At 44.6% G+C, this 19,493-nt stretch carries 20 protein-coding genes; 10 read left to right on the top strand and 10 right to left on the bottom strand.

The window, feature by feature from the left end; translation table 11 throughout:
* Nucleotides 1-27: 27 nt before the first annotated feature.
* Nucleotides 28-1,311, top strand: coding sequence for an Hsp20/alpha crystallin family protein (locus tag AAAA78_RS05785; RefSeq protein ID WP_340590839.1), 1,284 nt, complete (start codon nt 28-30; stop codon nt 1,309-1,311).
* Here the strand turns inward: AAAA78_RS05785 and AAAA78_RS05780 are convergent.
* The 3 genes from AAAA78_RS05780 to AAAA78_RS05770 form a co-directional block, all read right to left on the bottom strand.
* Nucleotides 1,274-1,570, bottom strand: a complete 297-nt coding sequence (locus AAAA78_RS05780) for a helix-turn-helix transcriptional regulator (protein ID WP_295900289.1) — start codon at nt 1,568-1,570, stop codon at nt 1,274-1,276. The two genes, AAAA78_RS05785 and AAAA78_RS05780, sit on opposite strands and share 38 nt — an antisense overlap.
* 100 nt (nt 1,571-1,670) lie before the next feature.
* Nucleotides 1,671-1,907 carry a hypothetical protein gene (locus tag AAAA78_RS05775; protein WP_340590838.1) on the bottom strand — a complete coding sequence of 79 codons (237 nt, stop codon included), beginning with the start codon at nt 1,905-1,907 and terminating at the stop codon, nt 1,671-1,673.
* 109 nt (nt 1,908-2,016) lie between these two features.
* Nucleotides 2,017-2,658 (bottom strand): matrixin family metalloprotease, encoded by a 642-nt coding sequence (locus AAAA78_RS05770; protein WP_340590837.1) that lies wholly within the window; start codon nt 2,656-2,658, stop codon nt 2,017-2,019.
* 461 nt (nt 2,659-3,119) lie between these two features.
* On the opposite strand from AAAA78_RS05770, the gene AAAA78_RS05765 reads away from it, so the two are divergent.
* The 4 genes from AAAA78_RS05765 to AAAA78_RS05750 are packed head-to-tail and all read left to right on the top strand — an operon-like array spanning nt 3,120 to nt 6,275.
* Complete coding sequence (locus AAAA78_RS05765) at nt 3,120-4,118, top strand: isocitrate/isopropylmalate dehydrogenase family protein (protein ID WP_340590836.1); 999 nt, start codon at nt 3,120-3,122, stop codon at nt 4,116-4,118.
* Nucleotides 4,119-4,124: 6 nt separating this feature from the next.
* Complete coding sequence (locus AAAA78_RS05760) at nt 4,125-4,850, top strand: coenzyme F420-0:L-glutamate ligase (RefSeq protein WP_340590835.1); 726 nt, start codon at nt 4,125-4,127, stop codon at nt 4,848-4,850.
* A gap of 40 nt (nt 4,851-4,890) precedes the next feature.
* Nucleotides 4,891-5,355 carry a hypothetical protein gene (locus AAAA78_RS05755; RefSeq protein ID WP_340590834.1) on the top strand — a complete coding sequence of 155 codons (465 nt, stop codon included), beginning with the start codon at nt 4,891-4,893 and terminating at the stop codon, nt 5,353-5,355.
* A complete protein-coding gene (locus tag AAAA78_RS05750; RefSeq protein WP_340590833.1) occupies nt 5,355-6,275 on the top strand; it encodes a hypothetical protein in 921 nt (306 codons plus the stop codon). The genes AAAA78_RS05755 and AAAA78_RS05750 overlap by 1 nt, the downstream gene beginning before the upstream one ends.
* A gap of 24 nt (nt 6,276-6,299) precedes the next feature.
* On the opposite strand, the gene AAAA78_RS05745 is transcribed toward AAAA78_RS05750, so the two are convergent.
* On the bottom strand, nt 6,300-7,475 hold the full coding sequence (locus AAAA78_RS05745) for a sensor histidine kinase (RefSeq protein ID WP_340590832.1): 1,176 nt from the start codon (nt 7,473-7,475) through the stop codon (nt 6,300-6,302).
* Nucleotides 7,476-7,600: 125 nt separating this feature from the next.
* Here AAAA78_RS05745 and AAAA78_RS05740 point away from each other — a divergent pair, with 125 nt between their 5' ends.
* Nucleotides 7,601-9,772 carry a phospholipase D-like domain-containing protein gene (locus tag AAAA78_RS05740; RefSeq protein WP_340590831.1) on the top strand — a complete coding sequence of 724 codons (2,172 nt, stop codon included), beginning with the start codon at nt 7,601-7,603 and terminating at the stop codon, nt 9,770-9,772.
* Here the strand turns inward: AAAA78_RS05740 and AAAA78_RS05735 are convergent.
* On the bottom strand, nt 9,769-10,668 hold the full coding sequence (locus AAAA78_RS05735; RefSeq protein ID WP_340590830.1) for an Hsp33 family molecular chaperone HslO: 900 nt from the start codon (nt 10,666-10,668) through the stop codon (nt 9,769-9,771). The genes AAAA78_RS05740 and AAAA78_RS05735 overlap by 4 nt on opposite strands.
* 83 nt (nt 10,669-10,751) lie before the next feature.
* On the opposite strand from AAAA78_RS05735, the gene AAAA78_RS05730 reads away from it, so the two are divergent.
* From AAAA78_RS05730 to pruA, 3 genes are all read left to right on the top strand, one after another.
* Complete coding sequence (locus AAAA78_RS05730; protein WP_340590829.1) at nt 10,752-11,243, top strand: SixA phosphatase family protein; 492 nt, start codon at nt 10,752-10,754, stop codon at nt 11,241-11,243.
* Nucleotides 11,240-11,827, top strand: coding sequence for a fumarylacetoacetate hydrolase family protein (locus AAAA78_RS05725; RefSeq protein WP_340590828.1), 588 nt, complete (start codon nt 11,240-11,242; stop codon nt 11,825-11,827). The genes AAAA78_RS05730 and AAAA78_RS05725 overlap by 4 nt, the downstream gene beginning before the upstream one ends.
* Nucleotides 11,828-11,962: 135 nt before the next feature.
* Nucleotides 11,963-14,911, top strand: a complete 2,949-nt coding sequence (gene pruA / locus AAAA78_RS05720; RefSeq protein ID WP_340590827.1) for an L-glutamate gamma-semialdehyde dehydrogenase — start codon at nt 11,963-11,965, stop codon at nt 14,909-14,911.
* A gap of 73 nt (nt 14,912-14,984) precedes the next feature.
* On the opposite strand, the gene AAAA78_RS05715 is transcribed toward pruA, so the two are convergent.
* Both AAAA78_RS05715 and AAAA78_RS05710 read right to left on the bottom strand, forming a co-directional pair.
* Nucleotides 14,985-15,140 carry a hypothetical protein gene (locus tag AAAA78_RS05715; RefSeq protein ID WP_340590826.1) on the bottom strand — a complete coding sequence of 52 codons (156 nt, stop codon included), beginning with the start codon at nt 15,138-15,140 and terminating at the stop codon, nt 14,985-14,987.
* On the bottom strand, nt 15,137-15,526 hold the full coding sequence (locus tag AAAA78_RS05710; protein WP_340590825.1) for a hypothetical protein: 390 nt from the start codon (nt 15,524-15,526) through the stop codon (nt 15,137-15,139). The genes AAAA78_RS05715 and AAAA78_RS05710 overlap by 4 nt, the downstream gene beginning before the upstream one ends.
* Before the next feature lie 160 nt (nt 15,527-15,686).
* On the opposite strand from AAAA78_RS05710, the gene AAAA78_RS05705 reads away from it, so the two are divergent.
* Nucleotides 15,687-16,064, top strand: coding sequence for a hypothetical protein (locus tag AAAA78_RS05705; protein ID WP_340590824.1), 378 nt, complete (start codon nt 15,687-15,689; stop codon nt 16,062-16,064).
* A gap of 281 nt (nt 16,065-16,345) precedes the next feature.
* Here the strand turns inward: AAAA78_RS05705 and AAAA78_RS05700 are convergent, their stop codons facing one another.
* From AAAA78_RS05700 to AAAA78_RS05690, 3 genes are all read right to left on the bottom strand, one after another.
* Complete coding sequence (locus AAAA78_RS05700; protein ID WP_340590823.1) at nt 16,346-17,233, bottom strand: endonuclease I family protein; 888 nt, start codon at nt 17,231-17,233, stop codon at nt 16,346-16,348.
* A gap of 100 nt (nt 17,234-17,333) precedes the next feature.
* On the bottom strand, nt 17,334-18,281 hold the full coding sequence (locus AAAA78_RS05695; protein ID WP_340590822.1) for a rhomboid family intramembrane serine protease: 948 nt from the start codon (nt 18,279-18,281) through the stop codon (nt 17,334-17,336).
* On the bottom strand, nt 18,278-19,492 hold the full coding sequence (locus tag AAAA78_RS05690; protein ID WP_340590821.1) for an RDD family protein: 1,215 nt from the start codon (nt 19,490-19,492) through the stop codon (nt 18,278-18,280). The genes AAAA78_RS05695 and AAAA78_RS05690 overlap by 4 nt, the downstream gene beginning before the upstream one ends.
* Nucleotide 19,493 lies beyond the last annotated feature (1 nt).

The following is a 19,493-nucleotide window of genomic DNA, read 5'->3' as shown; positions in this document are numbered from 1 at the left end:
GATGTATTATTTTGATACACTACATTCATGTCGTCGATAGACAATTCTACGCGCAAATCCCAGCAAGCGGACTTGAATGACCTTCAAGCCGAATACTCACGCAAAAAGAAAGACATCGCTCGTAAAAACGAAGCGGAGATTTCTGATCTTAAAGAATACTACGACGATAAAAAAACAGCGATCTCGGAACAAAACGAAGCCGCCGTAAATCACATTCGCAACCGTCAAAGGGAAATGGCTGAAGAAGCTTCTGCCGAAAGACAGCGCCTCAGCGACAACTACAATGCTCGCACGCAGGCGATGCAAAAAACTTACGACGAAAAATTAATCAGCACGCGCGATAAACGCCAACAACAAGTCGCAGCGGCGCAAGCGGATGCTCGTCAAAAAGTGCAAGAGATCGAAAACAGCTCGCAAGCTCGTGTGGACCAGGTTCGCGAAAAAAGTGCGGAAGACCTTCGCAACGCCAAACAAAAATACAATAAAGACATGACTCAGATGAACGAGTTCAGTCAGAAACGTTTAGAACACCAGCGCGAACAAAACGACATGTCGATCACAAATGAAGTCGAGCGCGGAAGAAACGCGCAAGAACGTCTTCGTGCGCGCAATGAAAAAGAATACGCGCAACTGCAAGCCAAAGGTGATGGCGCTCTAACTCGTGAGCAAGAAATCCAAGAAAACAAAATCACTCGCCTGCAAGACAACTCGGCCCGCCGCTACGAACAACAACAGAAGCAGTGGGATTCTAAAGAGCAGCGCTTGAATCAGCAGTACGCAGATCGTTTGATCCACTCTAAAGTTGCTAATGAAAACCAGCTGAAGACTCAGAATGAACGTTTTCAAAATCTCTATGCAAAAAATGAAGACGCTCAACGTGAGTCTTTAGATATTCAAAAGCAACGTTATGTGCGTGAGCTTGCGGAGACACGTAAGGATTTCGTGAAGGCCGCTGAAAAATACGACAACAAAGGCAACGATCCCTTCTACAAGGTCGAAGATCGCGGCAGCTTCATGCGTGAAAACCCTGATTTTTACGTTTTAAAAGCTTTTGTTCCTGAACATGAAAAAGACAATGTGAAAGTCACGATCCAAAAAGATCGTGCGACTATCACGGGCCAACGCTCTTTCAAAGATAAAGTGGAAGACGACGGAAAGATTGTAAGCAGTTCCAACTTTCAAACTTTCCGTGAAGAATTTCCTTTTGAAAAACCTGTTATTACAGAAGGCATGACTCGCGAGCGCGATGGTGACTGGGTCGTGTATCACATCCCTAAAGGGAATCTGAATCGTTTTGATCGCAAGGCGTAGTTTCACTTCCGCTTGCAGATAAAAGATGTTCAATGAAGAAAGCCGACAATTGGTGACGCCCCTCTAGCGAGGCTTTTTTATAAAGGCTCAGAGCTTGCTGACGAGTTGTCGTCTCTGATGTTCCTCTTTGTTCGGCGATTTCGCGAAGACTGTAACCACGCAGGATGAGAATGCCAATCTCGCATTCCGCTTTCGTAAGTCCCCACTTTTCAAAGTGAAGCTGAATGTATTTTCGGAATTCTCCGAGATTTGTTCCCATATCCCGATTAAATAGGGATATTACGGAGCTGTCATCTAACACAAGTAGGGAATTACTCACATTTCCACCTGAGGTGGAAAGCGTTGCTCGGATAAAGGACTTACACTTTCATGAGATAGCGCACTTCTCTCATCACAAATGAAAGACGTGATTGAAGATCGCTGAGCATTTCGATATTGGATTGAAGTTGCGCCAACGCATCGACTTCAACAACAGGAGTTTCTGCGAGTTCATGATAAGACTTATGAGTCACAGGAGACGCTTCGGAAAAAGAACCCAAATAAGACTCAACCGTTGCTTCAGCTTGTGTGTTCTTATCTAAATTGATCACTCTCATTTGGTTCTCCTTCGCCTTTCTGTCGGCGCAGAATTAAAAGTCTAGTTAGCTTTTTTCGATTCCAACAACTTAAATAAACTTACATGGACATTTTACAATGCTGAGCGCCTTAGTATTCGCACTGCAAGGCCGTTTGATCGGTTCCTGCGAGGTGCACGCGATCGTCTCCGCTCGCTAAATACGTCGCCATAACCGAACCCTGTCCATCTTTATGCTTTAAACCTAGTACATGTCCCATTTCATGAAGCACCAAAGCTTCAATGTTTACGGGAGCAGAATTGGCGCGATCCATTTTCGCCGCGCGAGTCAGCGTTTGATTGTTCCAGTAGAATCCGAAATCAGCGCCATTCAAGCGAATGTCCGCTTCCTTAATAAGATCACCAATCCAATAGACACTCGTGCGCCCTTGCTCAGAGCCACGGTTGTCTTCCCACGTGTTCATTAAATAGATAACATTCACACCGTCTTTGTGTGGATTGATCGGACCTGAATAACGAGGGTATTGGACGATATTAAAAAGTTTGCGACCCGCTGTTCTTTCCCACGTCTCTGCCGCAGAAAGAATCGCTGGAACCATAGAGTCAGGAACAGAGGAGTGAATCTGCATTGTCACTGGGACATCGCTCTTCCAAGAAATGCGCTCGCCATAGACGTTTTGCACGAATCCGCAATCGTCTTGAGCCTTCGGCGCACAGGCTTGAATTGTTAATGCTATAATAAGAACCAACGCGGTCCCTAGCCACTTCCACATGAGAGCGACCTCCACTGTCTTTCTTCAAATACAAAGAAAGCGCCATCCGCTGGAGTCGCGATACCACCACCTAAACCTCCAAAATCACTAAGCATTTAGTGTTAGCCGTCAGAGTGCTTGAAAAAGAGCATTCGTTTAAAAGTCGGTGTCTCAAGAACAGACAGCCTCCGAAAAAAGCCTTAAGTGCTGGATTTTTTTAGGCTTTAGAGGTGTCAAAGATCCCAACACCCCCTCGCCGCAAAGTGTGGTGCAAAAGGAACCCGAAGGAGCTGGCCCAGCGCTTGCTCTAAGAGATAAGCAAGTCTCGAAATGAGACACTCCGGCTCCAGCCCCACTCGGGGAAACCTAGAGAGCCCTAAAGCCATTCACCACATCCCACCTTCCCTGGTAAGGAGCAAGAAAAGCTCCCCCTACCAGCGCGCGCGTGCTAAAAATAAGTCATCAATAGAAAGGTCTTTGTAATGACGAAACTGACTGTAATTCCTGGTGATGGAATTGGTCCTGAGATCATGACTCAGGTGATCCGCGTACTGAAACACGTAAAAGCTCCCTTTGAATACGAAGAACATCAAGCCGGCGAAGTCGCGCTGCACACTTTGGGAGATCTTCTTCCGCAAGCGACGTGTGATTCTATCAATAAAACAAAATTGGCAATCAAAGGTCCTACAACAACTCCCGTCGGCGGTGGTCACAAATCCATCAACGTTACAATGAGACAGAAATTCGATCTTTACGCCAACGTCCGCCCCGTTCGTTCTTTGCCAGGCGTGCAATGCGTTTGTAACGACGTGGATTTGACGATCGTGCGTGAAAACACCGAAGACCTTTATGCAGGTATTGAGCGCATGGTCGATGAAGATACGGCCGAGAGTATCAAACGCATCACTCGCAAGGGTTCTGAGCGCATTGCTCGTTATGCTTTTGATCTTGCGCAAAAAACTGGAAAGCCACGTGTGGCGATTGTTCATAAAGCCAATATCATGAAAATGTCTGACGGTTTGTTTTTGAAAGTCGCACAAGAAGTCGGTTGGCAATATCCTAACATCACAACAAAAGATGTGATCGTCGATAACGCTTGCATGCAGCTTGTAACGAGGCCGCAACAGTTTGACGTGATCGTGACTGAAAATCTTTACGGAGATATTTTAAGTGATCTTTGCGCAGGCCTTGTTGGTGGTTTGGGAGTGGTTCCTGGCGCTAACATTGGCGAAAAGGCTGCGATCTTTGAAGCGGTTCACGGATCTGCTCCTGATATCGCAGGCCAAAACAAGGCAAATCCAACAGCGTTATTGCAGTCTGCTGTAATGATGCTTCAACATATTGGTGAAAATGCGAAAGCCGACGCGATCATGAAAGCTTTAGTGGCAGCGTTGTCAGATGTGAATGCTCGCACTGGTGACTTGGGTGGTAAAGGAACAACAGTTTCTTTCACAGATGCGATCATTCAAAAGTTAGGATAGTTTTTTGTGACGAAATCAATGATGATCTCCCCGATTCAAACTTCTGTGTTTCGCCAAGGTGATGATTTGGTGGAGTTCATCTTAAAGCACGTGGATGTTTCTTTACTTCATGAAAAAGCGATCTTAGCTATTACGTCTAAGATCGTAAGTATCGACGAGGGCTGCCTAGTTCCGCTATCGAGTATCGACAAAAAAGATTTGATCCGTCGTGAAGCCGATCACTATTTGGGTGAAATCGGTTTTGGCGTGAGTCTGACAATCAAACACGGACTTTTAGTTGCCGCTGCAGGAATTGATGAATCGAATTCCGAAAGTGGGGACTATATCGTTTATCCGAAAGATCCCTATGTCTCGGCCGAAAGAATACGCCAAGCTTTGATGAAACGTTTGGGACTTAGCGAGTTAGGAATCATTCTAACAGACTCTCGCACTGGACCTTTGCGTTTGGGTGTCGTTGGAGTTTCATTGTCTTATGCGGGCTTTCATCCTCTGCGCAATATGATTGGGCAGAAGGATATTTTTGGCAGACCTCTTAAGATGACGAAAATCAATCTCACAGACAGTCTAGCTGCCGCTGCCGTTTTAATGATGGGCGAAGCCGCAGAAAAATGTCCTTTGGCGATCATTCAAAATGCTCCTGTCGAGTTTACGGATTTTCCTGAACGTTCCGAGTTGGAAGTCGATCCCTCCGAAGATATGTATCTCCCGATGTACCAACATATGATGAAGTAAGAGTTTGCAAGACTCTTGTTTTAAACCTAGAATTGTCTATATGAAATTACAGATTTTGCTTCTTGGATTGTGCTTCTTTGTTTCAGCGTGTGCGACCAACCAAAAAAGCCGTTTGGCAGCAACCGCCGTCGGCGTCGGTGTCGGTGCTGCGATCGGAGCCGGAACAGCTCCCAGCGATGAACGTCCCGAACTGCATGCCCTTTATTGGGGCGGAATTATCGGCGTTGTGACGGCCGTGGCTGCGAATTATTATTTTAATGATGAAAAAGATCTTGAAGTGATGAAGCTTGAAAACGAGAAGATGAAAGCTCAACTTGATTTCTTCCAAAACGGCCCTTCTGTTTTAGAAAAAGAAACCATTGGCCCTGCTGATAAAAAATATTTCCAAAAAGGCAGAGCCCGCATCAAACTATACAAAGTGGATCAATGGGTTGATGAAGGTCCCAATAAAAAATCACACCGTGACCGCGTGATTGAAATATTACCAATTGAAAAGAACGACTGATGAAAACTAAGATTCTTTCTGCGCTTCTGATTGTTAGTATCATCTGGGGATCTGTTGTCAGTTACCTCTATTGGAAACTGAAAAGCAATCCCCGTGTTGTTGCGATCAGCATGGAAGCAGGAAAAGAATCTCTGCAAAACATCCAGCTTGGTGAAATGGAGAAGATGACTTTTCTTCGCCAGTATTTGGATCGTTTTTATAACTATGACTCTAACAACTTCTGGCAATCACAAACATCGTTGGCATTCTTGATGGCACCCAAACTTAGCGAAGAGCGGGTTCGCGAAGTAAGTCGTCTCAGAGAAAAAATTCAACAAAAGAATCTTTCTCAACTAGGACAGCTTAAAAGTTTAAAGAAATTTGACGACGGCTCTTATGAGGCCGGCACCTACCTGCAAGTTCATCAGGAAACTCAACAAAAAGGCGAACTGCAAAAGAACGAACTTTATGTCACCTCAAAATTAAAACTACAAAATGCCGAACGCACACTTGAAAACCCTTGGGGTCTTTTGGTGCAAGAGATGACTTTTTCCTCTTCGCCTCAGGTATTTTCGTTCACTCCGCAAATTCGTGTAGAAGCCCAGACACCGACGCTCGTCACGTTTCCTTGCGCAATTGAAAACATTGAAAATCCCGCAGAGAAAGATTTAAAAATCAAAATCACGACTTTGAATGTCAGTGAACTTCAAATCACCCCTTCTAAAGAGTTGAAGCTCCCTGTTTCCCTCACGGCTATTTGCAAAGATACTGAATATAAGTTTGAGCTTCTGGCAAAAAATAATGAGCGCGATCTTTATGTCTCTTTCCCGAAAGAATCTGGGACGATTCGCAAAAAAGAAACGACCCCAGCTAAAGCGCGCAAAAAAGACGTCTACGAAAAAACTATTGAGAATGTCTTGGGCATTAAGCTTGATCAATAATTTGGATTTCTTCGAAATTCTAAACTAAGAAATCTGCGCAACGGATTCTAAATTTTTCGGGAATAATAGAACGACTTGGGTTCCGACACCGACGCGGGAACGGATTTGAAGTTCTCCACCGATGGATTGCAATGTTTTACGAGCGTCAAAAAGGCCTAGGCCGTGGCCGTTTTCTTTGCCGTGACTGACTCCCTCTTCCATCAACCGAGGTAAAATCTCTTCGGGAATCCCGCAGCCGTTATCCATGATTTGCAACAACCAATGCTCTTGTCTTTCCATCAAAGTCATATTGATGGAAGCTTCTTTTTCCGGCAATGCTTCGAGGGAATTATTAATTAAATTACTGACGACCCTTTGAATTTTAATTGATTCTAAGCTTACTGCTGCTTTTTCCGAGTGAATATGCTTATGCCAAGTAAAGTCCACTTTAGGATGAGAAAAACGATATTCTTTGAGCAACGATTCCATCAAATTAGAAAGATCCGAACCCGCGTCCTTCACGACAACGACATCTTCTTTCTTTTCTTTTTTACCTTTGGTTAAAAGGTCTTCCGCAATACCACGAATACGAGCCACAGCGAGATCCAATAATTCTTTCTTGTCAGAACCCATTTCATGAGAAAGCTGGCTCAGCGTTGTGAGCGCCATCAACGGGCCGCGAATATCGTGCGCCACTTGGCGAGAGATCGTGGCAATTTCTTTATTCAAAGCCAATTCAGCTTCAAGTTTTTGTTCGTGCAATTGATTTAAGAATTCACGACGAACACCGACACCAAGGAAAATCATTCCTAAAAGAATTCCCAACATAAAGAGCGGCGACAGCAACGCCTTCACGGCCAAATCTACAGTGTTAAAGCAAACTCTCATGCTTCCCGATGGCAAAGAGTTGTAAGTAATCGGAACATCTGTTGAAAACACACACTGAAGCTTTTCCGGATTTTGAACTTCGGTAGCTCCCACAGCCGCATGAACTTCTTTAAGCTGTTTTAAAATTTTATTTTGCAGCGTTTGGTCGCCTTGAAAAATCTTAGCTTGGGCGATGTCGTCTTCCCAAATACCGACGTATTGCTCAACAGAAGACTTCGCCGTGTAAACCTCATAGGAAAAGCTTAGGATCGCAACGATCGCACTGATTCCTAAAAAGAGTGACACCCACATCAAGGGAATCGATTTAGAGGTTTTAAAACGGAATATATTCATACCCTTAGAATAAGCAAACCCCACTCCTAGCCCATTGACACCACAACCCTGTCCAGGGTGTCTAAAGTTTTGACAGTGCCTAAAATAGTTCGGGCAAATTCCGATGAGAACTCCTGGAGGAATGTATGTTTAGAAATTCCGGTTTTGCCCTCATTCTGCCAATGATTCTATTATGCTCTTGTCAGACGTTTCAGAGGGAACCTGCTTCCTTGATCGACAACAGCATGCCTCTTTCATTGGTAAGACTTTATGACTCTGAAGTGAACCTGCAACTCCAAGAAGATCAACTGATGCGTGCGCAAAAGGCGCAAGATCGCGAGAAGGAAGATTCTCTTTCTAAATCCGTTCAAAAACTTCAAGAGCAAAAGAAAGTTTTCCAAGAACAATCCTCCTCTTACACAGCAAAATCAGCCCATGGCGATACTCCCCGCACTTTCTCAAGCACTATGCACTCCACATGGGGCGTGAAAGAGGAAGAACTGACTTTAGGCGATCTTTCTTATTACATCAAAGGCACAGGCCAGCCTCGTTTCTTTTCTATGGGTAACGTCAATGCGGGAAGCTACGAACTTCTTTTACGTCATGAGACTTATTCCCGTGCGGGCTCTTCGGTTACACGTAATGATGATGAACAAAGAGATGCGCAAAAATATTTTGAAGCACGCATTCTCTGTGATGGTCCCTTTGCACTAAAAACAGGACTCTTTAAGGCGGACCAATATGGTGCTTTCCAAAGTGCGAAATTTAGCTGGTACGATGCCAAGCTCAATGGACAAAAGGTTCGCTTCCGTCCTTCTGCGGAAGTGAAAAGCTGCGATGTGATGTTCAAAAATCCTTGGGGTGATACAAGCAAAGAGTACACATTCCAACTAAAAACGGAAAAAGAAAAGCTGGGGTATTTGCAAAATCTCGCGCGCACTTATGAAGCTTGCGTGTTTCCTTCGGCGGCAGGCCTTACAAAACCGCAGCAGTTTTTCTTAAACTCCAATTTCACCAGTATGAATTGTCCTCTGAGCGCAGACTCTTTAACAACTTTGGAAGATCCTGAAGAGGGATTGCAAGCCAAAGTAGAAATGCTTTTGGGACAACGACTGCCGCAGAAGTTTCTTACAGAGAAAAATCCCTTCCTGCCTTTGGATATGTCCAAAGCGCCAAAACTTGATGCGATTTTCGTTTCTTATTTAGTTTATCGCAGTGATTTCTACGGCAACGTTTTGGCGCGATTACTGAAATACCATGCCGATCACGGCGCCCAAGTGCGTGTTCTTATTTCAGATGTTATTACACTTAAAAAAGACCAAGCGATGTTTGAAAAAATGGCTTCTGAGAACGGCAACATCAAGGTCGTTCAATATCGCTATGATAATGCCGCAAGAAGTGGTGGCAAGCTTCATGAGTTTCACCGTACAAATCACGTGAAAATCTTCCTCACTCTTTCTTCGACAGACCCTTCGGCCAACCGCGTGGTTCTTGGCGGACGTAATATTCACGATGGTTTCTTATTTAGGGCAGCACCGAACTTCACAAGTTTTCCTTCTTTAGTGAACTACTCTAAAGGTGAAGAGTCTTTCGTTCACTGGCGCGACTTTGAATTTTTAATTAAATCAAAGACGTTTGCAGAAAAGCTCGCCGTTCAGTATTACGCTCTTTGGATGCAAGACTCTGATACGTTCAATGTGCGTCCCACAACAGCACAAAGCACATCGAGCGCTCGTCCTGATCCGCAATACTTCGCTGATGCCGACACTCACCCACTGATCAGACACTATGTTTCGATTCCTTTTAAAGACAATCGCAACCTTGAAGACTATTACGCGGAATTGATCAATCATGCTTCGAAAAAGATTTTGATTTCAACGCCGTACTTCCGCCCTCTTAAAAAAGTCGGTGAAGCTTTAAAGAACGCTGCTGACCGTGGCGTAAAAATCACGCTGATCACACGCTTGGATTTAGAAGGTGACACGGCTGACTTTATTTTAGGTGCCGTTAATAAAGACGGCGTGAATAAATTTAAAGACTCAATCAAGATTTATGAATACATCGAACCTAAAATCATCCTGCACTCAAAACTTGTGATGATTGATGATGAGATGTCTTTCATTGGTTCTGTGAATTTAAACAAGCGCAGTTTCATTCATGACATGGAAAACGGCGCTTTGATTTACAGCCCGGCTTTCACGAAGAAAATGACGAGTATTTATAATAGCTACCTCAAGCTTTCCCGTCCGATCACGGAAAAGCAAAAGGTGCATTTCTGGCAAAAAGCCATCATTGGAATGTTCGATAGCGAATTCTAGTGAAGCGATTCTTTATGCAAACGATCTTTGATATCTTGGATTTCAGGGATCGTCACTGTGTAAGGACGACCGCAGATTTGGCAAGTAACATCCGCCGTTTCGTTTTTATTGATCATATCTTGAAGTTCTTCTTCGCCTAATGTTTCAAGAGCGCGCACAACACGCTCTTTTGTACATGGGCAGAAGTATTCAATCTCTTGATTGTGTTCCACTTCCGTAAAATCAATGCCCGCCATAAATGGTTTTACCAAATCAACAGGCTGAGCTCCATCGAGCAACATTTGTGAAATGTTTGGTTTCCAGTCTTCATAGTTTTGCTGAATCATCTCAACAACAGCTTCTGAAACTCCCGGCATCACTTCAATCAAAACACCGCCAGCGGCTTGAACTTTTCCGTAGGTATCAAGGTAAACACCTAAAGACACCAACGAACGGATTTGATGAGACTGATGAAGATAGTGAGCAATGTCCTGCCCGATTTCACCACTCACCAACTCCACCGTTCCGTGAAACGGTTGCTTTTGGAAAGGTTGATGGCGAGCGACACTCAAGGTGCCGTTTCCGATCGCCTCTTTAAGGCTTAGACCATTGTCGTAATTCGGTGGTTGATACTGCGGATTCGGAGTGTAGCCACGAACCTGGCCATTGAAAGAAGCCTCCGCATAAACGCTTTGCAAAGCGCCGTTTCCCCTAAAGAGCAAGCCCACCATTTGACCGTCTTTCAATTGCGCGGCCATCAGCAAAGCGCCTACCATGCTGCGTCCTACGGCCACCGTCGCCAAAGGATATGTATTTTGCAGACCTTGCATATGTTTAACAACTTCAGTCGCGTTCACTGCGGCAATTCGCACCGTCAAATCTTTGGAAACAAAACGATGAACACGCTCTTTACTCATGACAAACTCCTGCACTCTATGGAAAACTACTTTCGCAAAGTAACAAAGCAGGCTGTTAATTTCAAGCAGAGAGAACCCAAATCATGAAGATCTATCTCTTTAGACATGCACAAAAAGCCATGGACTTTTCCGGCGATCCTGATTTGACCGCCGAGGGCCACGCTCAGGCCTCGAAGGTTCTCGACAAGGTGCTCAAAAACGAATTGCCGAAGCCGACAGAATTATGGGTTTCTCCGAAAAAGCGCACGCACAGCACGTTTCGTCCGCTCTCTCAGCATTTTAGTTTGCCTTTGCAAATCAATACGTCCCTGCTTGAACAACAAAGCGATGAAAAACTAACTGATTTTCGCTCACGTATTGAAAAGCTGTTTGAGAGTGCCGCTGAACACAAAGACGCCGTGATTTTTCTTTGCAGTCACTATGATCTTGTCGTCGAAGCGATGAGCATTGTTCCCAGCGACAAAGATCTTTCGGATTCAGAATTTTCTCATTGGAGTCCTTGTCAGTACATCGGCTTTGATGTGAACAAAGACGGAATTTACGAATTCATTGAATTTAAAAAGGTGCTTTTATGATTCAAAATATTTGGGCCGTGGGCCGCAATTACGCTGAGCACGCCAAAGAACTTGGCAATGAAGTTCCGACTGAACCCATGATCTTTTTAAAAGCCGGAAGCACTTCTTCCATCGCTGCGAAAGAAATTCACATGCCCTCATGGACGAATGAACTTCATCACGAAGTGGAACTCGCACTTCGCTTTAACGACAATTTGCAAATTGATGAAGCCTGCATCGCTATTGATATCACGGACAGAGCCAAACAAAATCAATTGAAGTCCAAAGGACATCCTTGGACCTTGGCAAAAAGTTTTAAAGACTCCTGCCCGCTCTCTGGCTTTTTTCCAGTGAACGACTTGGATGAGTTAAAAAACTTAGAGATTATTTTAAAAATTAACGGCGACGTTCGCCAACATGGCAACACCGCCCAAATGATATTCTCTCTGGAGCAGCTTTTGGATTTCGTGCGCCTTCACTTTCCGGTGATGCCCGGCGATCTGCTTTTAACGGGCACCCCGTCGGGGGTCGGCCCTTTTAAAAAGGGCGATGTTTTGGAAGCCGAGATCGTCTCGAAGGCGAAGCATTCTTGGAAAGTGATTTAATTCTTTTTTAGGCTTAAATCACACCAATTGACGCTTATCGTTATTCCGTTTTTACACACCCTCTTTAGTCCAGCAAAGTCCTTGAGTTTTCTCCCTAGCAGAGCGAATATGCGGCCTCTCATTTGAGGTAAAAATATGAACGACATCCAATCGCAAATCGTCGCCCGTGGCGAAGAGATTATGAAGCGCATGGAAAGCCAATCAAAGGCTTCCATTTTTTCTAAAGATTTCTGGTATGGCTCCATCATGGAATGGAGTATGAAAAACGAAAAATTCAAAACGAACATGTTCCGCTTCGTGGACGTTCTTCCTTCCATCAACTCCGGTGATGAAGTCGCTCGTCACTTGAAAGAATATTTTGCTGAAGACGGTGGAAAACTTCCTCCGGTTTTCAACGTCGGTCTTGGCTTAGGTTCCTTGGCTCCGGGCTTGATGGCGAGTGCCATCAAAAAGAATGTCGTCGGCATGGCGCAAATGTTCATCACAGGTGAAAATCCTGATGAAGCTCTTCCCGTTTTGAAAAAAGCGCGCAAAAACAAAATGACTTTCACAGTCGACATTTTGGGTGAAGCGATTTTGTCAGAGAAAGAAGCTCAAGAGTACACAAACAAATACGTGGAGCTTGTAAACTGGCTCGCTAAAGATGCTGAGAAGTGGGACGAAGTTCCGCAAATCGATCGCGATCATGAAGGTGCGCTGCCAAAAGTAAACGTGTCCGTGAAAATGACAGCGCTTTACTCGCAAATCAAAGATCTTGCTTGGGATGAAACTAAGAAAATCCTGAAAGATCGTATGCGTCCTGTGTTCCGTCTTGGAATGCAAAAAGGTGTCTTCATCAATCTGGATATGGAACAATACTCTGTCAAACATTTGACTTTGGAAGTGTTCACAGAACTTATCAACGAACCTGAATTTAAAAATTATAAATTCTTTGGCGTTGTGATCCAAGCTTACCTTCGCGATTCTTTTGAAGACGTCAAGATGTTGACTGAGTTTGCAAAAACTCGCGGCACTCCGTTCTGGGTTCGTCTTGTAAAAGGAGCCTACTGGGATTACGAAACTATCGAGGCTGAACAACGTGGCTGGCCTGTTCCTGTTTACACAAACAAAGCAGAATCAGATGCAAACTACGAATTGTGCGCAAAATACTTCCTTGAAAATATCAAGTACATCCGCCCTGCTTTTGCGTCTCACAACGTAAGAACAATCGCAGCGTGCATGGTTTACGCAGAAAAATTAAACATCCCGAAAGAAGCTTTGGAATTCCAAATGCTTTACGGAATGGCTGAGCCGATCAAGAAAACTTTGGTCGACATGGGTTACCGCATGCGTGAATACGCTCCTGTCGGAGAACTCATCCCAGGCATGGCGTATCTTGTTCGTCGTTTGCTTGAAAACTCTTCGAATGAATCTTGGCTTCGTGGAAAATTCGCGGATAACAAAACCACAGCTGAGCTGTTAAAAGACCCAGCGCAAGGTTTGACTCCAACGTCTCCTGTGATTCCAAAAAAACCAGGCAAGTTCTATAACGAACCTCTTTTGGATTTCGCAGTGAAAGCGGATCGCGAAAAAATGTTGAAAGCATTGGCGGAGGCTCGTGCCGCTCTTCCAGTGAATGTGCCTTTGATGATCAACAACAAAGAAATTCGTTCTGAGAAAATCTTTGACCGCGTGAACCCATCTGAAAGCTCACAAGTTGTCGGTAAGATCAGCATGGCGAATGTGGAGCAAGCTGAACAAGCTATGCAAGCGGCTCAAACCGCTTTCAAAACTTGGAAAAATGTTCCTGCGGAAGAACGCGCAGCTCTTGTTGATAAACTCGCTGACATCATGGTTCGTGATCGTTTCAAATTAATCGCAACTCAAGTTCTTGAAGTGGGTAAACCATGGGCGGAAGCTGATGGTGATATCTGTGAAGCGATCGACTTCTGTCGTTACTACGCTCGCGATATGCGCAATCTTCAAAAACCACTTCGCGTGGGTGGCCTTCCTGGTGAACTTTCTCACTACATCTACAAACCTCGCGGTGTTGTGGCGGTGATCGCTCCTTGGAACTTCCCTCTGGCGATCCTTGCAGGCATGGTGACGGCAGCGGCTGTAACAGGAAACACTGTTGTGATGAAACCTGCAGAGCAATCTTCCGTGGTTGCTTGGGGCCTGATGAAGATGGTTCAAGAAGCTGGCTTCCCAGCAGGTGTGATCAACTTCCTTCCTGGATTCGGCGAAGAAGTTGGTGAATACATTGTGAACCACAAATACACGACAACAATTGCCTTCACAGGTTCTAAAGCAGTCGGCTTGCACATCCTAAATCGCGCTTCTGTTGTTCAACCAGGACAACAACACGTGAAAAGATGCATTATCGAAATGGGCGGCAAAAACGCCGTGATCATCGATAACGATGCGGATCTTGATGAAGCGGTGGATGGAGTTCTTTACTCGGCGTTTGGTTTCTCTGGCCAGAAATGTTCTGCGGCAAGCCGCGTGATCGTTCTTGATGAAGTTTACGATCGTTTCACAGATCGTTTGGTGGAAGCAGCAAGATCTATCGAAGTCATGTCTGCTGAAAATCCAAAAGCTTACATGGGACCGGTTGTTGATAAAGAAGCTTATGAACGTATTCTGAATACGATTGCTGAGACAGAAAAAACGAATAAGCTGTTGTTCAAAGGCCAAGCGCCAACAAACGGCTTCTTCGTTCCGCCAACAATCTTTGGTGATGTTCCAGGTGATTCAAAACTGGCTCAACAAGAAATCTTCGGCCCAGTTGTAGCTGTGATCCGCGCGAAAAACTTGGATCACGCTTTGGAAATCGCGAATAGCACAGAGTATGCATTGACAGGTGGCGTGTTCTCTCGCTCCCCTGCAAACATCGCTCGCGTGAAAGAAGAATTCGAAGTGGGTAATTTGTATATCAACCGTGGTATCACAGGTGCCATGGTCGATCGTCATCCATTTGGTGGGTTTAAAATGTCAGGCATCGGTTCAAAAACCGGCGGCCCTGATTACATCAAACAATACATGGAACCAGCAGCAGTGACTGAAAATACTCTTCGTCGCGGTTTCGCTCCAGCGGAAGAATAGTTTTTTAGAAAATTCGATTTTCGAAATGAAAAGCCAGCTCGATGAGCTGGCTTTTGTTTTTTAATCGTTCACCTCACCGATGATAATTCGGAGAAGTCACTGCCGTCGGACGTTTATCAGGTGTAGATCCGTCATAAGTTGCGTCGTTATATCCAAAACTCATTTCACCTTCTTTACTTCCTGTGCCTGGATAACCAGGCACATCTGGCAGAGTGATTGGATAGATCATGTAGATATCATAGTAAGTTGTACCCACGGTAGGAAGGTTACTTCCTCCACAGTTGTATTAAGAGGTTTAACGGTAAGCGCCCCAATAGTGAGATCCAACTTTATAGAATGAGAACCTTCTGATATTGGGCCACCAATAACATAAGTCCCCGTTTCTCCAGTCTCTATTTGCTGAACAGAACAAGAAGCGTCGCTATAAATTGTCATTGAGTGAGAGTAAGAACCGCCATCGAACTTGGCTGTGCGTTTTTGATAAGCTCCATCTTTGGAAAAACAATCTGCATACCAAGTTCCACCCTCGAATTGACCAGCAGATGGCAAAGTGATTTCTTCTTTAGAGCACGCGATGACCGCCATAGACAGAATCAACAATATTAGATTTTTCATGCCTAACAAATCGGAAATTCATTTATAAACTTAAAGCAATTTATATTAACTACAAACAGCGAGCCTCAATCTGAGACAGATTGCTCGACCCGAGACCGAATAATTCAGGGAAAACCAGATCTTACTTGAAATACACAGTTGGTTTTCCGAAACTAAGGTTATGAAAAAAATCTTGTTTATCACCATGATTTTGATCGCCGGTTGCTCAAGCCAACCTACCTCATCAACCGTAAATTCCGATGAAGCTACTCTGCCTAAAGCAGCCCCGCCTCCGAGTGAAGGAGAAAGAGTTTATCGTGGGGCCGCTCCCACGGCCGTCAAAGCTGTGCCTGCTGAAACAAATCCCGTGACTGAAATTGAAAGAAAAGGTTGCGAGACTCCGCTGGGATTTATTCCTGATGGCGGCAAAGCGACAGGTTATCTTAGTCCAACGGTGCCTGTGGGAGAAATCTGCATCTCCGACACCATCACATGCAGCGACGGCAAGTGGTCAGGCCAAGCCATCCACCCTAGTTGCAAAACAGAAAAAGCAAAGTAGAACGCCCAAAAGAGAAAAACCCACAGTGTTTCCACTGTGGGTCTCAATAATCTAAAAATAGAGGTGAGAACATCATGCTCCCCTATACCTTCCTTGGTATCACCCCTCCCGTAAAAATGATTGCAGCATAACAAAAACACGATGGCAAGCGGCTTATTACAGATTTTTTAAGATTTTCAAGAAAAGCACGTTTTTAACTCGTAAATACGAACTCAAGATAAAAAAAGCCCGCTTACGCAGCAGGCTTTAAACAAAAACTAATTAATTATGTAAAACAGAAATTAGAAATCAGCGATACGATCCGCAAGCTCTGGGAAATCGATGAATGGATTTCTGTTACCTTGAGCTTTGAAGATCTCTTCGTTTCTTTTCATTTCTTCGGCATCGACAGGATCTTCTTTGTTCCACTTGCGAAGGATGACCTCTTCAAGCTGGTTGATCGGCATATCGTAACGAACAGAGAAATAGAAAAGCGCACGAGCGACATTTCCTTTATGATCTTGAGGCGGTTCGAAAACTTCATCAGAGCCACCGGAACCCAAACCGAAACGAGACGCCGGGCATTTTAGCTCCATCAAATCATGAGAAACTTCACCGAACATGTTGTTGCCGCGAATCGCATTGATTTGTGAATCTGTTGGAAACAAGTGATGAAGATCTGACTTTTGCACTTCGTCCGGGAATCTTCTTGTGAAGTGACTTTGTGGCCATGTATGCTCCACGTTAATCACTTTATTATCAGGAATAGTTCCAGGTGCTGGGAAGTCTCTGCGGAAATCACTCACGGGACGGTCTTTATCACAATAAACATCGCGAATCGCATAACCTTTGTTACCGTCTTTAATGAGGTAATAGTTCCCCATCAAAAAAACTCTCGCAGCATTGTAACCAATCGCTGTGTGAGCGTAACAACGACCTTGTCCTTGCGCTTGCATGCAAGAATTCACGATCAAGTCATTTCCGCTCGCACGCTTCACGTGGAAACTGCGCAAGACAGATTTAATTCTGTTTTCTAAATCTTCGTTGGAAACTCCCGCTTTCAAATCGCGGTAGAAATCATCCCCGTAATAGGGAACGACACGAGTGGTTTGTTGTTGAGCCGCTTGGGCCACACAAACAGATAACGATGTAAATACAATCACTGACTTAATGAGCTTCGCTAGCTTCATTCAGGTCCGCCATTTCTAGTTGGGGGTGATGTTCAGCCTCTGGCGGACAATGTGTCCTATCGGTAATATTCGTGTCAACGGGTATATATTAATTACAGAGCTAAATCTGCGGAGCTGTTGGAAGCGAAGAAGGAGCCTTCCATCTATAAGCAAAGGCTGCCAAAGCGCCTATTAGCGTTCCTCCGAGGTGAGCCGCGTAAGCCACGCCACTCCCCAAGCCCTCAGGGGTTGCCCACAAATTGGCCAAATCTACGACCAAAAATAAAGGCACAATTAAAAGCGTCGGCAAATAAATAGCACCGTATTGCCCGGGCATAGGAGACACAAAATAAAGAAACCGAACTCTTATTCGGGTTTCGGCAACACAATAGAAAGCTAAAAGTGCACTGATCGAAGCACTCGCCCCTACCATCGGGACCGTTCCGTGAGAGTCAGAAAAAAGAAATCCCGCGCCTCCGGCAATACCACCTAGCACGTAAATAAATAAAAGCGCTCCACTACCAACAAGGCCTTCGACAGCGACACCAATCAAAGCCAGAAAGGCAAGATTGGATAGCAAATGAATCCAATTGGAATGAGAGAACTGATATGTGAGCCAAGCCAACGGCCCTTTTTCTGAAGAGCTTAAACCAAAGCGATACAACAACTGCTCTTGATATTTCTTACGAAACTCAACGAAGTCCGTTTTCCAATTGGCGATCTGCACATCGTCGCCTTTATAATTTAGCGTCTCAGCACTTTCTAAGAATCTGGCATCACGAAGAGCATAAGCCCCCAGCACCCCCATCTGTTCGATGTTTTGAGATTTGATCTCATGAATCCAGGATGGCTTTTCGTAAAGAGCTTCAGAAGAAAGATTTTGCAGATATTGGTAATAAAGACGGCCCGTTAAAGTCAGCCCCTCCCTTTGCAAAATGGAAGAAGAAGAAATTGTCGAAGAAGCGCCGCTAAAAATTAATACGAAGATAAAAATATTCAGAACCACCAACGTAATCGTTAATGGAAAGCGTGTATAATCGCGGAAGTCTTCAGGACAAGGAAGAATCATTGAACTTCGTACCTTTCCTTAAAGCGCTCAAGCCATGAATCGTCCGTAGCGCTGGCAGGCAAACGACCGCCTTTTTGCGTGTATTTATCTGCGTTTTCATTCAAAGCCCACACCAAACGTACATAGCGCTTTTCAAGAGCCGGTTTCAACGCCGGAATCTTTTGCAGATCTTCGACCATTTTTAAACTGCCAGCATAGTCTTGGCTCGTGTATTTTTCATCAGACAAAAGAAGCTGCGTAATCCAGAGTTTGCCATTTGCTTCCTCAAGATCCTCTTTCTTTCCGTCCTCGTGCATGTAGCGAGCAATCGCACACGTTGATGATGAAGAGTCTTCGCAGATTTTTTCAAAATACTTTTCTTGAGCTTCCCCGTCCGCTGTTACGAACTTCGCAAGATAAGCCATATCCTGAGAACTCACCGGATCACCCCATAAAGAGACTTCGGCTTCTTTATCCAGGCACTCTGCTGAAATTTCGTTAAGCAGGTATAAAGAAAGCGCGGCATCCAAACGGGAAGTTCCCGCAAGATCTGACTCTTTGATTTCTTTGCAGGTTGCAACGACTTGATCCTTTTCACGGAAAGCGCCACTTTGCAAAGAGTGATAAGTTCTAAAAAATCCCAAAACGCCAAAGAGTAGTAAAAACAGAAAACTCATGCGCAACCACGAAGAGATGAAACGTGATTCCAGAGGGTGAGGTCCGTCGTCGTAAACTTTTTTAAGGGTCACGACCATTGTGTCCGAAGCTCTTTCATGGAAAGCACGTCTTAGTGGATGACTTGCAATTTCCAAAAACGGAACCGCAATCAAAAAGAATCCGCTGCAAAACATAAAGGCGCGAATCAAACATTGATTGATACTTAAGCGAGCTTGCTCTTGCGGATAAGACACTACACGCAATTGCAAAAAGAATTGCCCTGGTGTCGCCTGCCAATAATACAAAAACACTGTTTGCAGAAGTGTCGTAAAGAAAACAATCGTTAGGAGCACAAGCCCCGCGGCGACGGCTCCCTCTTGCGAATTTGTATTGAGCAAAAAGAATGTTTTAGTTTGGCGAACCAATCCCGCGATCAGAAGACTCACGACCGGAGAGAAAATGAGGAAATCCAAAACGAGCGCTAAAAAGCGATCAGAAATAGATGCAATTGGTGTCGCAACGGGCTTATTTGTTTGTGGCTTAACTTCTGGAGCCGATAGATCTGGAAATACCATA

Origin of the sequence: Bdellovibrio sp. BCCA (genome assembly GCF_037996825.1) — a bacterium.
In the GTDB taxonomy this organism is placed as follows: domain Bacteria; phylum Bdellovibrionota; class Bdellovibrionia; order Bdellovibrionales; family Bdellovibrionaceae; genus Bdellovibrio.
Note: the sequence above shows the minus strand (reverse complement) of the source record. Positions and strands in the feature narration are given on the sequence as shown.